11 protein-coding genes are annotated in these 13,735 nt (G+C 71.2%); 5 read left to right on the plus strand and 6 right to left on the minus strand.

Annotated elements, in window-relative coordinates; all coding sequences use genetic code 11:
• Positions 1–9: 9 nt before the first annotated feature.
• Complete coding sequence (locus HHX31_RS32340; RefSeq protein WP_169953390.1) at positions 10–1,002, plus strand: diacylglycerol kinase family protein; 993 nt, start codon at positions 10–12, stop codon at positions 1,000–1,002.
• A gap of 281 nt (positions 1,003–1,283) precedes the next feature.
• A complete protein-coding gene (locus HHX31_RS32345) occupies positions 1,284–1,538 on the plus strand; it encodes a WhiB family transcriptional regulator (protein WP_169953392.1) in 255 nt (84 codons plus the stop codon).
• Positions 1,539–1,774: 236 nt separating this feature from the next.
• Here the strand turns inward: HHX31_RS32345 and HHX31_RS32350 are convergent, their stop codons facing one another.
• Positions 1,775–3,238 (minus strand): PAS domain-containing sensor histidine kinase, encoded by a 1,464-nt coding sequence (locus HHX31_RS32350; RefSeq protein WP_169953394.1) that lies wholly within the window; start codon positions 3,236–3,238, stop codon positions 1,775–1,777.
• Positions 3,239–3,827: 589 nt separating this feature from the next.
• On the opposite strand from HHX31_RS32350, the gene HHX31_RS32355 reads away from it, so the two are divergent.
• The gene (locus HHX31_RS32355; protein WP_169953396.1) at positions 3,828–4,556 is read left to right on the plus strand and encodes a GntR family transcriptional regulator; all 729 of its coding nucleotides are present in this window, start codon (positions 3,828–3,830) and stop codon (positions 4,554–4,556) included.
• 394 nt (positions 4,557–4,950) lie between these two features.
• Positions 4,951–6,597: an acetolactate synthase gene (locus HHX31_RS32360; protein ID WP_169953398.1), complete on the plus strand. Its 1,647-nt coding sequence runs from the start codon at positions 4,951–4,953 to the stop codon at positions 6,595–6,597.
• A 43-nt stretch (positions 6,598–6,640) separates the two neighbouring features.
• Here the strand turns inward: HHX31_RS32360 and HHX31_RS32365 are convergent, their stop codons facing one another.
• Positions 6,641–8,395 (minus strand): serine/threonine-protein kinase, encoded by a 1,755-nt coding sequence (locus tag HHX31_RS32365; protein ID WP_169953400.1) that lies wholly within the window; start codon positions 8,393–8,395, stop codon positions 6,641–6,643.
• Between the two features lie 472 nt (positions 8,396–8,867).
• Here HHX31_RS32365 and HHX31_RS32370 point away from each other — a divergent pair, with 472 nt between their 5' ends.
• Positions 8,868–9,245, plus strand: a complete 378-nt coding sequence (locus HHX31_RS32370) for a thioesterase family protein (RefSeq protein WP_169953402.1) — start codon at positions 8,868–8,870, stop codon at positions 9,243–9,245.
• A gap of 11 nt (positions 9,246–9,256) precedes the next feature.
• Here HHX31_RS32370 and HHX31_RS32375 read toward each other — a convergent pair whose 3' ends face one another.
• The 4 genes from HHX31_RS32375 to HHX31_RS32390 all read right to left on the minus strand — a co-directional run bounded on the left by HHX31_RS32375 (position 9,257) and on the right by HHX31_RS32390 (position 13,608).
• Positions 9,257–9,469, minus strand: a complete 213-nt coding sequence (locus tag HHX31_RS32375) for a biotin/lipoyl-binding carrier protein (RefSeq protein ID WP_169953405.1) — start codon at positions 9,467–9,469, stop codon at positions 9,257–9,259.
• Between the two features lie 29 nt (positions 9,470–9,498).
• Complete coding sequence (locus HHX31_RS32380; protein WP_169953407.1) at positions 9,499–10,833, minus strand: acetyl/propionyl/methylcrotonyl-CoA carboxylase subunit alpha; 1,335 nt, start codon at positions 10,831–10,833, stop codon at positions 9,499–9,501.
• 133 nt (positions 10,834–10,966) lie between these two features.
• A complete protein-coding gene (locus HHX31_RS32385; protein WP_311932465.1) occupies positions 10,967–12,256 on the minus strand; it encodes an HD domain-containing phosphohydrolase in 1,290 nt (429 codons plus the stop codon).
• Positions 12,253–13,608 carry an HD-GYP domain-containing protein gene (locus HHX31_RS32390; RefSeq protein ID WP_169953409.1) on the minus strand — a complete coding sequence of 452 codons (1,356 nt, stop codon included), beginning with the start codon at positions 13,606–13,608 and terminating at the stop codon, positions 12,253–12,255. Before HHX31_RS32390 ends, HHX31_RS32385 begins: the two co-directional genes overlap by 4 nt.
• Positions 13,609–13,735: the final 127 nt, after the last annotated feature.

Consider the following 13,735-nt stretch of genomic DNA (forward strand, 5'->3'; position numbering starts at 1 on the left):
CCTTCAGGCATGCGGGCACTCCTCCTCGTCAATCCCAAGGCGACCTCGACGCACCGGCGCACCCGGGACGTGCTGATCCGGGCGCTCGGCGCCGCCGTCGACCTGTCGGTCGAGGAGACCGCCTACCGCGGCCACGCGACCGCGCTCGCGGCCACCGCGCACGCCAAGGGCTTCGACGCGGTGGCCGTCCTCGGCGGCGACGGGACCATCAACGAGACCGTCAACGGCCTGCTGGACGCCCGTCCCGTGGGCGGCTCGGGCGACCGGCCGGCCCTCATCGTGATCCCCGGCGGCAGCGCCAACGTCTTCGCCCGGGCCCTCGGGCTGCCCAACAACCCGGTCGAGGCGACCGGGGCCGTCCTGGAGGCGCTGCGGGAAGGACGCCGCCGCACCATAGGTCTGGGACAGGCGATCTGGCATGACGAGGTTTCAGGCCCGGATCCGGGGGCAGGTGCGCCACCTGACCAGCGAAGGTCTAGATATTTCACATTTTGTGCTGGGCTGGGGTACGACGCCGAGGTCGTCCGAGCCGTGGAGGGTCTGCGGAGCGCGGGACATCGCGCCCTGCCCGCCCTCTATGTGAACACGACGGTTCGCCACTTCTTCGTGACGGACCGCCGACGGCCGGCGCTCCGGCTGGACCGTCCCGGCAGGCCACCAGAGAGCGGGATCTTCCTGGCGATCGTGTCCAACACGTCGCCGTGGACGTACGCCGGAACACGTCCGATCAACCCGACGCCGTGGGCCGGCTTCGAAACCGGGCTCGACATGCTGGGGCTCCGCAAGATGAGCCTGACGGCCATGCTCGGACTCGTCCGGCAGATCATCGGTGAGCACCGGGGGTTACCGCGCGGTAAACACCTCGTACAGATCCACGACGAGGCCGAGTTCACCCTCCGTGCGTCCCGTCCGGTCGCCTTCCAGCTCGACGGAGACTACCTGGGAGAACACGAGTGGGTGATCTTCCGCTCAATCCCGGACGCGTTACAAGTTTTCGCCTGAAGTGTTACATGTAGTCATAGTGTGACGCATCCGACAGCCATGACGGGCAAAACCTTGTCCCAAACCTCTTGTGTGGTGTTGGTACGGCTGAAAAGCTGAACACGACGTCGGAACGTAGGACCTTTACGGAAGCCACAGCCTCCGTGAAGAGCCCCGGCGATCCCGTGAACACACTCGGCCCCTCACCCAGGATCCGAGTCGTCGTTCGCAGTAGCTAGTGAAAGAAATCACAAAGTTGACGAGGAGCCACGGTGGCTCCACTTTACGAAGGAGTGGAACGCATGGACTGGCGCCACCGCGCTGCCTGCCGTGACGTGGACCCCGAACTGTTCTTCCCGATCGGGAACACTGGTCCGGCGCTCATGCAGATCGAAGAGGCCAAGCAGGTATGCGGGCGATGCACGGTCGCCGACTCCTGCCTCAAGTGGGCCCTCGAGTCGGGCCAGGACGCCGGAGTCTGGGGCGGGCTCAGCGAAGACGAGCGCCGCGCCCTCAAGCGCCGTACGGCGCGCGCCCGCGCCCGCGCCGCCGTCTGACTCCCCCGTACGCGAACGCCCTCGGTGAATGCCGGCGATGGCATTCACCGAACCGGGGGACGCCCAGGCCCGGCCGGGACGGCCGCGCAGCCTCCCGCCCATACGGCCTTCCGTCCACCGAGACATCGTGTCCACTATGGCATCCCCCACATCGGTCCCGCGCGGCGGGTCCCCTGTGACGCGTTCCGCGTCCCCCGTGGATAGGACGCCGACGGGATAGGACGCCGACGCGGAGATCAGCCGGACTGCACGGGGATGCTGAGGCTGACCTCGGTGCCCCCGCCCTCTCTCCTGTCCACGCCCAACCGGCCCGACAGCTCGCCGACGACCAACGTACGGACGATCTGGAGGCCCAGGCTCCCTGTGGCGTCGAGGTCGAAGCCCACGGGCAGCCCCTTGCCGTCGTCGGCCACCACGCACTCCAGCCGGTCGGCGTCCCTGGTGACCACGATCTGGACGTTCCCCGAGGAGTGGGCGAACCCGTGCTCGACCGCGTTCTGCAGCAACTCGGTCAGCACCATGGCGATGGGGGTCGCGATCCCCGCGGGCAGCACGCCGAAGCCGCCGATCCGTTTGATCGCCACCTGCGCCAGCGCCACCTCCGCCGTCATCGCTATCACCCGGTCGGCGATGTCGTCGAACTCGACCATCTCCTCGGGCATCTGGGCGAGGATCTCGTGGACGATCGCGATCGAGCCGACCCGGCGTACGGCCTCGTTCAGCGCCTCCTGGCCCTCCGGGTTGTTCAGCCGCCGCGCCTGGAGCCGCAGCAGCGCGGCCACGGTCTGCAGGTTGTTTTTGACCCGGTGGTGAATTTCGCGGATCGTCGCGTCCTTCGTGAGCAACTCCCGCTCACGCCTGCGCAACTCGGTCACGTCGCGGATCAGCACCAGCGCGCCGATGCGCCCACCCCCGACGATCAGGGGAATCGCCCGCAACTGCACGACCGTGCCGCCGTTCTCCACCTCGGTCTCCCGGGGGGCCCGCCCGCTCGCGACGATCATCAGGTCCTCGTTGATCGGCTCGTCCGAGTAGCACAGGTCGGCGGTCGTCTTCCCCAGGTCCGCCCCCACGAGGTCGGCGTGCAGGCCCAGCCTGCGGTAGGCCGACAGCGCGTTGGGTGAGGCGTAGGTCACCCGCCCCGCCTTGTCCAGGCGGAGCAGGCCGTCGCCCACCCTGGGCGACCTGACCAGGATCGGCTCCTCCTCCGCGAAGGGGAACCTGCCGTCCGCCACCATCTGCGCCAGGTCGGACGCGCTCTGCAGGTAGGTGAGCTCCAGCCGCGACGGGGTGCGCGCCGACGACAGGTTGGTCGAGCGCTGGATGACCCCGATGATCGGGCCGTCCTTGCCGCGCCGGACCGGGATCGTCTCCTCGCGCACCGGCACCCCGCTGGACCAGTCGGGGTCGCCCTCCCGGCAGATGCGGTGCTCGCTCCAGGCCACGTCGATCAGTGGCCGCTCCCCTGTCGTGACGGACATGCCCACCACGTCGTCGTGGTACACGGTCGGGCCGGTCGTCGGCCGCATCTGGGCCACCGCCACCCACCTCGTGCCGCTCTGGTCGGGCACCCACAGGATGAGGTCGGCGAAGGACAGGTCGGCGAGCAGTTGCCAGTCCGAGACCAGTGAATGGATCCAGTCGACGCCTGCGGGATCGAGCGCGGTGTGGCGCGAGACGAGGTCGCTGAGAGTCGGCACGAGTGCATGATGCGCCGCCGTCCGGGCCGAAAGCGAATCGACCTTCGCCACCTGGCAAGATGCACCTCATGAGAGGGGAGATGTACAGAGCGCGCACGGCCGCCGCCGACCGCGCGGGGACTGTGAGAACAGTCACGTTGCCGGGCTCTGCCGGCGGCGCCGTTCCCGGCGTTTCCGCGGTGGCCGGCGCGGCGACGCGCCCAGCCCTGGCCTGCGTCGGCGCCCGCCGCGCCCCGGTGGCCCCTCATGCCCCGGAAATCCCATCTGATCTGCCTGGACGTGCCCTGCGAGGGGCCGACCCCGCTCCCGTACCCGGCCGGGAGGCGACCGGTCAGGCGGCCCGCGTCGTACGGGTCGCGGCCGGCCCGGACCCGCTCGCACCCGGAGCGGGAACCCCGTGTGCGGACCGGCGGGTCCGCATGGGATGCTTCCGCCCACCATCGGTGCCTAGGAACCGGTCCTTTCCGCGGTTGACCGCGGGGGCCGATCTGCGGTCCGATGATCTCCCGGTGGCCCGGGGTGCGCTCACCGCTGTGGCCGAGTTGACGACGTTGCCTGCGGGCGATCTGGCCGAGTTGAGGGTGGACAGGTGAGGGAGCACAGCGAGGACTCTCCCCGGGTTCCGAAGTACTACGACGTGAAGCGCAGTCTTCTGGAGCTCACCAAGAGCCTGCCCGCGGGCAGCGCGCTCCCGCCCGAGCGCGCCCTGGCCGTGCGGTTCGAGACCTCGAGGACCACGGTCAGGCAGGCGCTGTCGGAGCTCGTGGTCGAGGGGCGGCTGCTGCGCATCCAGGGCAAGGGCACGTTCGTCGCCCAGCCCAAGGTCGCCCAGGTGCTCCAGCTCACCTCGTACACGGGTGACCTGCGTACGGTCGGCCTCGAACCGGACACCAAGATATTGGACATCAGCTACATCACGGCCGACGAGCCGCTCGGGCGGCGGCTCGCCATCAACCCCGGTGGCAGGGTCCTGCGGATCCACCGTCTGCGCCTGGCGAACGGCGAGCCGATGTCGATCGACACCACGCACCTGTCCGCCCGGCGGTTCCCGCGCCTGCGGCGCGAGCTCGAGGTGCACTCGTCGCTGTACGAGACCCTGCACAACGCCTACAACGTGCGGCTGACCGACGCCGAGGAGGTCATCGAGACCGTGCTCGCGACGCCGTACGACGCGCAGGTGCTGGGAGTGGACGTCGGCCTGCCCATGCTGCTGCTGACCCGGCACGCCTTCGACGCCGACGGCAACCCCGTCGAGTATGCCCAGTCGCTCTACCGAGGCGACCGCTACAAGTTCGTCACCCGCCTCCGCCGCCCCTAACCCCCCACCCCCACCACCCCGCGTGATCTTGTAGTTTGTCGCAGGGCCCGTGCTTGACCTGCGGTCATACCCTTGGTGATCATGCACTAAAAGCGCCTCCACGCGCCCGACCTGGGCGTACGCAGACCGTGATCTTGCAATTACATGATCACGGAGGACGAAACCCCAGGCCGGCGCGCCATCCGGCGAATCACTGCAAGATCATGGACGGTATCCGCGCAGGCCACCGGCAGTACGTGCGACAAACTACAAGATCACGCGGGGAGGGAGGGGGGATGGCGGAGTAGGGGGCGCGGCAGCGGGCATCAGCGGAGGTGACCGGTGTTCTGCTGAGACTGGAGAGCAATGGTCATCCGTCTGTTCCCGTATGTGACCGACTGGTAGGTTTCACGGTATGGAGTCCCCCAAACACGCAGGCGACATCGCGGTCGCCGTCTCCCAGGCCTACGGCGTGGACACCATGTTCACGTTGTCCGGCGGACACGTCTTCCCCCTGTACGACGGGGCAGTCCACCAGAACATGCGCATCATGGACGTGCGCCACGAGCAGAGCGCCGTGTTCGCGGCCGAGGCGACCGCCCGGCTGACCCGCAAGCCCGGCCTCGCCGTGCTCACCGCCGGCCCCGGTGTCACCAACGGCGTCTCGGGGGTCGCCACCGCCCACTTCAACGGCTCGCCGCTCGTCGTGCTCGGCGGGCGCGCCCCGCGTTCGCGCTGGGGCTCCGGGGCGCTGCAGGAGATGGACCATCCGCCGCTGTTCGCGCCCATCACCAAGCTCGCCTTCACCGGGTCGGGCGCGGACTCCGTCGGGCAGGACGTCGAGATGGCCTTCAGGACGGCTCTGGCCACGCATCGCGGCCCGGTCTTCCTGGACTTCTACATGGACGACCTGTTCTCCCCGTCGCCCGAGTACGTCGCCGAGACGCTGACCCCGTCGCCGCTGGAGCCCGACCCCGAAGCCCTCGCCGGCATCGCGCGCCTGCTCGCCGAGGCCGAGCGCCCGGTGCTGGTGCTCGGCTCCGACGTGTGGATGGAGCGCGCCGAGGAGGCCGCGCGAGACTTCGCCGAGGAGTGGCGGCTGCCCGTCGTGCCGAACGGGCAGGGCCGGGGCATCCTGCCCGCCGGGCACGACCTGCTGGTCACCCGCGCCCGTGGCGTGGCCTTCGGCCAGGCCGACCTCGTCATCGTGGTCGGCACCCCGCTCGACTTCCGGCTCGCGTACGGATGGTTCGGCGGCAAGGAGGGCGCGCCTCTCGCCAGGGTCGTCCACATCGCCGACGCGCCCTCGCAGCTCGCCACGCACACCGGCCTGTCCGGCTCGGCCGCGGGTGACCTGTCGGTCATCTTCTGGGGCCTGTCGGCGGCCTGCGGGTCCGCCGGCGTGAACCCCAAGGCGTACGAGCCGTGGGTGAGCAGGCTCGGCGAGACCGCGGCGGCGGCGATCGCCGAGGACGCGGCCCTGCTGGAGTCGGACGCCGACCCGATCCACCCGATGCGCGTCTACGGCGAGCTGAACAAGGTGCTCGCCGACGACGCGGTGGTCATCGGCGACGGCGGCGACTTCGTCTCCTACGCGGGCAAGTACGTCGAGCCGCGGCGGCCGGGCAACTGGCTCGACCCCGGCCCGTACGGCTGCCTCGGCACCGGACTCGGCTACTCCATCGCGGCCCGGCTGGCGAGGCCGTCGTCGCAGGTCGTGCTGCTGCTCGGCGACGGCGCGGCGGGCTTTTCGCTGATGGACGTCGACACGCTGGTGCGCCACCGTCTGCCGGTCGTCATGATCTGCGGCAACAACGGCATGTGGGGGCTGGAGAAGCACCCCATGCGGATGCTGTACGGCTACGACGTGGCGGCCGATCTCCAGCCGCAGTGCCGCTACGACGAGGTGGTGACCGCGCTCGGCGGCGGCGGGGAGCTGGTCACGTCACCGGCGGAGATCGGCCCGGCGCTGCGCCGCGCGTTCGACTCCGGTGTGCCCTACCTGGTGAACATCGCCACCGACCCGGCCGTCGCCTATCCCCGCAACACGACGGGCGTGTGACCCACGGGAGCCCCGCGCGCGACCGCCGCGGGGCTCCGTCGCCTCAGGACGCCACGGGAGTGCGGGTCGCCGCCGGGCTCGGCGAAGGACTGGGCGTGGGGGACGGGCAGGTCTTCTTCACGGTGAACGTGACCGCCGTGCCCTCCTTCACCGGCGTGTTCGGCGCCGGTTTCTGGCTGACGACCAGCCCCTTGCACTCCCCCGTGCCCTCGTAGGCGGCCTTCGGGACGAGGCCCAGCATGTTGAGCCGCGCGTTCGCGGAGCTCTCGGGCAGGCCCTTCAGCTGCGGCACCTTGACCAGCCCCTCGGTCGGGCTCGGCGAGGGCGTCGGGGACGCGGGGCGGCTCGGCGACGCGCTGGGCGTCGGGCTCGGCGAGGGGCTCGGCCGCCTCTTGGTCGGGCTTGGCCGCGACACCGGCACATCGTGCGTGGGCCTCGCGGTCGGCCGTGAGGAGGTCCGCGCCGGCGACGGGCTCGGCGGCGCGATCACGGTCAGGGACGGCGCCGGCACCACGGGGTCCGTCTGCCCCGCAGACGCCATGTTGATGCCGAGAACGGCCAGGCCTCCGACGACGGCGAAGCCCGCCACCCCGGCCGCGACGGGCATCCCCTTGCCCTTTTTGGACCGCTGCGCCGCCCGCCGGGCCGCACGGGAGCCCTGCTGCGGTGAGGCGGCAGTCGTGGGCGGCACGGCGGGAGCGTCGTTCCAGGACTCGCGGGTGACCCGGTAGGTGTGCCCGGTGGACGGGACGGGCTCCGGCGCGACCGGGTGGGGATGGGCCTGGGTGGGCACCCCTCCGGGCGGCGGCGTGGCCGCCATGCCCGTGCCGGCGGGGGTCGCGGTCAGACCCTGCGGGCCGTACACCGCGCCCGGCCCCTGCGGGCCGTAGCCGGCTCCGGCCGTGCCCTGCGGCCCGTACACCGGTCCGGGCGGGCCGTAGGCGGGTGCGGCGTCGGGGACCGACCCCGGGGGCAGCACCGACTGCCGGGCGGCGTGGCTCATCGCGGCGGCGGACGGCCAGCGCAGCGCCGGGTCCTTGGACATGGCCCGCTCGACGACGGCCCGTACGGCGGGCGGCACGTGCGGGGGCAGCGGCGGCGGTTCCTCCCGGATGTGCTTGAGCGCGATCGCCACCGGAGATTCGCCGTCAAAAGGGCGCTGCCCGGCCAGGCACTCGTACGCCACCACGCCCAGCGCGTAGATGTCGACGGCGGGGGTGACCGGAGCGCCCTCGGCCTGCTCGGGCGCGCAGTACGCCGCGGTGCCGAGCACCATTCCCGCGTCGGTGAGACGGGTGCCCTGGTCGGCTCGGGCGATGCCGAAGTCGGTGAGCACCAGCGTGCCGTCGGACCGCACCAGCAGGTTGCCCGGTTTGACGTCCCGGTGCACGATGCCCCGCTCGTGCACGGCCTGGAGGGCGGACGCGGCCTGCGCGATGAGCTCCATCGCGGACTCGGCGGCGATGCGGCCGAGGCGGGCCAGGAGACGGTCGAGGGGCTCGCCGTCCACGAAGCGCATGACGAGGTACGCGGTGGAGCCGTCGCCGGGGACGTCGGTGACCCCGTAGTCGTAGACGTCGACGACGCCGGGATGGTTGACGGTCGCCATCGCGCGCGCCTCGCCCTGGAAGCGCACGGCGAATCCGGGGTCGTCGAGACGACCGGGGAGAAGCACCTTGACGGCGACGGTGCGCGCGAGAACGGTGTCCTCGCCGCGCCATACCTCGCCCATGCCCCCGGCGCCGAGCCGGGCGTCCAACCGGTAGCGCCCAGCCAGGGTCGTGCCTTGGGCCACCATTTGCGCCCCGTACCCCCTAAGTCACTCAACCCCCGAAGGTGTCCAACAAAGCAGGTTGGTGTCGCGAGTAGATAACAGCAGGATCACGGAACCCTGTACGCGTACGGGATCCAGGCTCGGGGGGCCGGAAGTCGAGCCTACCTGTTGTCAGCCCGTACCACCGCTCGCCGAGCACCGTCCGGCGGGGTGCCGGACGTCACTTGAACGATTATGCGGCGGCGCGGGCCGTGAGGCGGTGGATCCGGTCATTCCGCGGCCGGAATGCCGTGGGAGCACCGGCCGGACGACCGCGGCGATCGCGGTGGAAACCCACAGCGGAGACCCACAGCGCACCACCTTGACCGCTTCCCCTCTCCGTCACCCGGGAAGCATCGCGGCGTTCCCGTCGCCGGTTAGAACGCTCAGGCGCCGCGTTCGGTTGCCTCACGTTCTCCACCGGCCCGGGAAATCACCACCCAATAGGCTGGCCCGCATGAGTCTTGCTCCAGGTCTGCGCGCCGAGGTCCTCATCATGGTGGAGCGTGAGGACACGGCGATCCGGGTCGGCAGCGGCGACGTGCCGGTGCTGGGCACGCCGCGGCTGCTGTCGTTCGCCGAAGGGGCCACGGTCAAGGCCGTGCAGCAGCACCTGGAGCCGGGACAGACGACGGTGGGAACCAGGGTGCTGCTCGAGCACCGGCTGCCCAGCCCGGTCGGGATGCACGTCGAGATCGCCGCCGAGCTCACGGAGGTGGACGGCAGGCGGCTCGTCTTCTCCGTCAGGGCCGTCGACAAGACCGGCGCCCTGGTCGCCACGGGCACGATCGAGCGGGTCGTCGTCGACCGGGAACGGTTCCTGTCCCGCCTCTGACCCCCGCGGTCCTACTCGATGACGGCGATGAGGTCCCCCTCCTGGACGACGTCGCCCTCCTTCACCTGAAGCTTGGTGATGGTCCCGGCGTCCTCGGCGAGGACGGGGATCTCCATCTTCATCGACTCCAGGATCACCAGCGTGTCGCCCTCGTCGACGACCTCGCCCTCACTCACGACGATCTTCCAGACGTTCGCCACCATCTCGGCGCGCACCTCGGCCACCGGGACTCCCCTCAACACGATTCAGCAGATCAGGCTTTTCTCATCCGGGAGACCAGCCCGGTGTCGTAGTCCCCGCTCACGAACTCGGGATGGTCCAGCAACTCGGCGCAGAACGGCAGGTTGTGCTTCGGACCCTCGATCCGGAACCCGTCGACGGCCTCCCTGCCCCGCTCCAGCGCCTCCTCGCGGGTGGCGCCGGCGACACAGAGCTTAGCCATCAGCGGGTCGTAGAACGGCGTGACGGTGTTGCCCGCCGCGTATCCCGAATCGATGCGCACCCCCTCGCCCACCGGCTCCTCCCAGACACCGATCTTGCCAGGTCCCGGCAGGAACCTGCGGGGGTCCTCGGCGTAGACGCGGAACTCGATCGCGTGGCCGCCGACGCGCGGCTCGACGGAGTAGACCTCTGCGGCCGCGATGCGGATCTGGTGTTCGACCAGGTCGAGGCCGGTGACCAGTTCCGTGACGGGGTGCTCCACCTGGAGGCGGGTGTTCATCTCCAGGAAGACGAAGTCCTGAGCGGCGGCGTCGACGAGGCACTCCACCGTGCCCGCGCCGCGGTAGGACACGGCCTCCCCCGCCCGTACGGCCGCCGCGAGCATCCGCTCGCGCAACTCCGGGGTCACGCCCGGGGACGGGCTCTCCTCCACGACCTTCTGGTGGCGCCGCTGCACCGAGCAGTCCCGTTCGCCCAGGGCGACCACGGTGCCGTCGGCGAGCCCCAGGATCTGCACCTCGACGTGCCTGGCCCGTTCGATGTAGCGCTCGAGCAGGATGGCGGGCTCGCCGCCGAAGCGGGCGGCCGCCCGGGTGGCCTGGTCGAACGCCTTGGCCAGCGACGCGTCGTCGCGCGCCACGCCCATGCCGATGCCGCCGCCCCCGCCCGCGGCCTTCACCATCACGGGATATCCGATCTCCCGGGCGGCCCGCTCGGCCTGGTCGAGGCCGGACACCGGCTCCCTCGTCCCGGCCGCGACCGGCACGCCCGCCGCCTCCATCAGGTTGCGGGCGTTGATCTTGTCGCCCATCTGCTCGATGGCCTTCGGGTCCGGGCCGATCCAGACGAGACCGGCGTCCATCACCGCGCGGGCGAAGGCCGCGTTCTCGGCGAGGAACCCGTATCCGGGATGGACCGCCCGCGCTCCCGTCGTACGGGCGGCCTGGAGGACCTTGTCGATGTCGAGGTAGCTCTGGGCCGGGTTCGCGGGCCCGAGGAGCACCGCGTCGTCGGCCTCACGCACGAACGGCAGATCGGCGTCCGCCTCGGAGTGGACCGCGACCGCGCGCAGCCCCATGCCCCGCACCGTACGGATGACGCGCCGGGCTATTTCGCCTCGGTTGGCGACGAGAACTGAGTCGAACACGGAGCCAACTCTAAGGTGGCGCGCCGCTCCGGCCCTCCGCCCGTTCCGACTGAACGCGGGGGCCGAATCTGTAGGGTCGCCACAACGTCAGCGGCCCCGGCGCGGCGGTGGAAGCGTTTCGATGCTATGTCTGCTACAAGCGCGTAACGAGCACGAGTCGGTCCACGACGCGCGCCAGCGCCTCCACCACCGCGGGGTCGTAGGCCGAGCCGCCGTCGAGCCGCAGCCGCTCCAGGGCCGCCGCCGCCCTGTCCCTGTCGGTCGAGCCGCCCACGAGGTCGTCGTACGCGTTGGCGGCCCTGATGATGCGGCTGGCCATGGGCGGGGCCTCCGCGAGCGTGTCGCACTGCCGCCTGACGATCTCCGCGACGCCGTGGAGGACGCCGGTCTTCCTGATCACCTCGGCGCCCAGCTCGGCGATCCGCCGCGCCTGGGCGGGGTCGGCCAGCACGGTCGCGCCGCCGGGGATCGGGTCGCGCAGCGAGAGCTGGCCGATGTCGTGCATGAGCGCGGCGTACTCCAGCTCCAGCAGTTGCGGCTCGGCCATGCCGAGCTCCCGCCCGATGGCGACCGACAACTGGCTGACACGGCGCGAGTGGCCCGGCTCGACGTACCCGCCGACCTCGGTGACCCGGCTCAGCGCGCGCACGGTCTGCAGGTAGGTCGCCCGGATGCCGGCGTACTTGCGGAACGCCACCTGCGTGACGAGCAGCGGCGCGGCGAACGCGGGCAGCGCGGTCATGTCCATGCTGTGCGAGGCGAGCGCGAGCAGGATGCCCGACGCCCCGACGGCGGCGCCGAGCGGCGCGGCCATCCTGATCTCGTCCCGTACGGCGACGCCGAACGCGGTCTTGACCTGGTCGGCCCGGTGCATGGCCGCGATCACCACGTCGGCCGCGAGCATGACCGTGACGAGCACCGCCATCACGCCGAGCGCCGGCCACCAGTTGCCGCTCCGGTCGTCCGTGCCCCGCGCGAGCTCCCCCAGCGGGCCGGTGAGCGGCCGGTAGGCGAAGGCGAGCAGCGACCCGGCGAGCAGCCGCCGGGCCATCGCGTCGAGCCGCGGCGGCCGGCCGACCGCCAGATGCGGCAGCCCTCCGGCGATCATCCCGACCGACATCACCGCCACGACCTGCAGGGCCGAATGCTCCGCCGGGCGTCCGCCCACGTCGAGCAGGAGCGCGTACCCGAGCGAGGCGGCGGTGGAGATGGGCGCGACCTCGCGGTTGCCCGGCATCGTGAGCCGGGCCAGCTCCCCGGCGGCGATGAGCGCGCCGAACCCGATGGCGACCCGCGGGTCGGTCAACCCCTGGGCCGTGGTGTGGGCGATCCCCGCCACGGTCAGCATCCCGGCGGCGCAGATGAGCAGGAGCTGGCCAGAGTCGAGCCCCACGGGCCTGGCCGTCAGCCGACGCTCCCTCACCGCTCCGACACCACCTGGATGGGCGTGGTCGGGTCGTCGTGGTCCTTGACCGTGGTCTCCACGGCGGGGTCGTCGGGCGGGACCCGCACCGACTGGGCGAGGTGCCAGCCGTGCCGGTCGAGCGCCTTGACGAACGCGCAGACCATGTCGGGGTCGAACTGCGTGCCCGCGTTCTTGCGCAGCTCGGCCACCGCGAACTCGATCGGCTTCGCCTTGCGGTAGGAGCGGTCGGAGGTCATCGAGTCGAACGCGTCGGCCACCGCGATGATCCGGGCGAACTCGGGGATCTCCGGCCCGGCCAGGCCCATCGGGTAGCCCTTCCCGTCGTGTCGTTCGTGATGGTGCATGATCCCTGCGAACGCCTCGTCGAGGAAGTCGATGCCGCGCACGATCTCCAGCCCGCGCATCGGATGGAGCTGGATCGCGGCGTACTCCTCCTCGGTCAGGCGGCCGTCCTTCTGCAGCACCTTTGTGGGCACGCCGAGTTTGCCCACGTCGTGGAGCATCCCGGCGTACCGGATCGCGCGCAGCCGCTCGGTGCCCATCCCGATCTCCTCGGCGATCATGGAAGACGCGGCGGAGACCCGGGTGCAGTGCCCCCGGGTGTAGTAGTCCTTCGTCTCCACCGCCTGGCACAGCGCCGCGATGGTCGCGTCGTACGCGCGCTGCTCGGCGTGGTAGTGCCCCAGGGCCCACCGGGCCACGAACAGCGGCAACAGCACCAGAACGGCAGAAATCGACTGCACCGTCGACCACAGGGCCGCGATCAGCAGGCCGAAGGTGGCGAAGCCGACGTAGGAGCCGAGGAACTGCAGCATCGCGCGGAGCGAGACCTGGTCCTTGTGCACCTCGGACGCGAGGCGCAGGATGACCGCCGTCAGCGCGAAGTTGACGGCCACGTAGACCACCGTGGCCGCTGCGTACGGCACGAGGATGGCCGGGAAGTCGGCCGGCTCCGGCAGCCCGGCCCGGCCTCCGGCGCTTACGTACGCCCACCCCGCGGCGTATCCGCACAGGGCGTACTGCGCGCCGTTGAACAGCCGTTTCACCATCGCCAGACCGGGGCGCACGCTCACCACCGCGGCCATGCCGACCAGGGCCGCGCCCTCGGGGCCGACGAGCACCACCGCGGCCAGCGCGGCGGAGAAGCTCACGGACACCGCGACGTGCGGCACGTTGAGCAGCGTCGGCACCGACTCGCAGAGCAGGAAGAGCAGCGCCAGGACGAGGAGCGCCGACCAGTCCTCCGGCGCGAGCCCGCGTTGCGCGAGGAGGCCGCGCGCGATCACGAGGCCGGCGGTTCCGACGAGTGCGACGAAGTAGACCCTGGCGGGCCACGGCAGTTCCCGCATTGCGCCACCTTGAATGCGGATCGGACCCGTGGGCCGGTCCTGCCGGACCGGCCCACGGGCAGTGACTACGTCCAGGAGATCCCCGGGGTGCCGGCCGCGAGACCGGCCAAAGCGACCACCGGAGTGA

The organism is Microbispora sp. H11081, from assembly GCF_012999535.1.
GTDB lineage: Bacteria > Actinomycetota > Actinomycetes > Streptosporangiales > Streptosporangiaceae > Microbispora.

Coding starts and splice junctions, on each gene's coding strand:
- HHX31_RS32340 (WP_169953390.1), top strand. CDS start 10: ATGCGGGCACTCCTCCTCGTCAATCCCAAGGCGACCTCGACGCACCGG.
- HHX31_RS32345 (WP_169953392.1), top strand. CDS start 1,284: ATGGACTGGCGCCACCGCGCTGCCTGCCGTGACGTGGACCCCGAACTG.
- HHX31_RS32360 (WP_169953398.1), top strand. CDS start 4,951: ATGGAGTCCCCCAAACACGCAGGCGACATCGCGGTCGCCGTCTCCCAG.
- HHX31_RS32365 (WP_169953400.1), bottom strand. CDS start 8,395: ATGGTGGCCCAAGGCACGACCCTGGCTGGGCGCTACCGGTTGGACGCC.
- HHX31_RS32370 (WP_169953402.1), top strand. CDS start 8,868: ATGAGTCTTGCTCCAGGTCTGCGCGCCGAGGTCCTCATCATGGTGGAG.
- HHX31_RS32390 (WP_169953409.1), bottom strand. CDS start 13,608: ATGCGGGAACTGCCGTGGCCCGCCAGGGTCTACTTCGTCGCACTCGTC.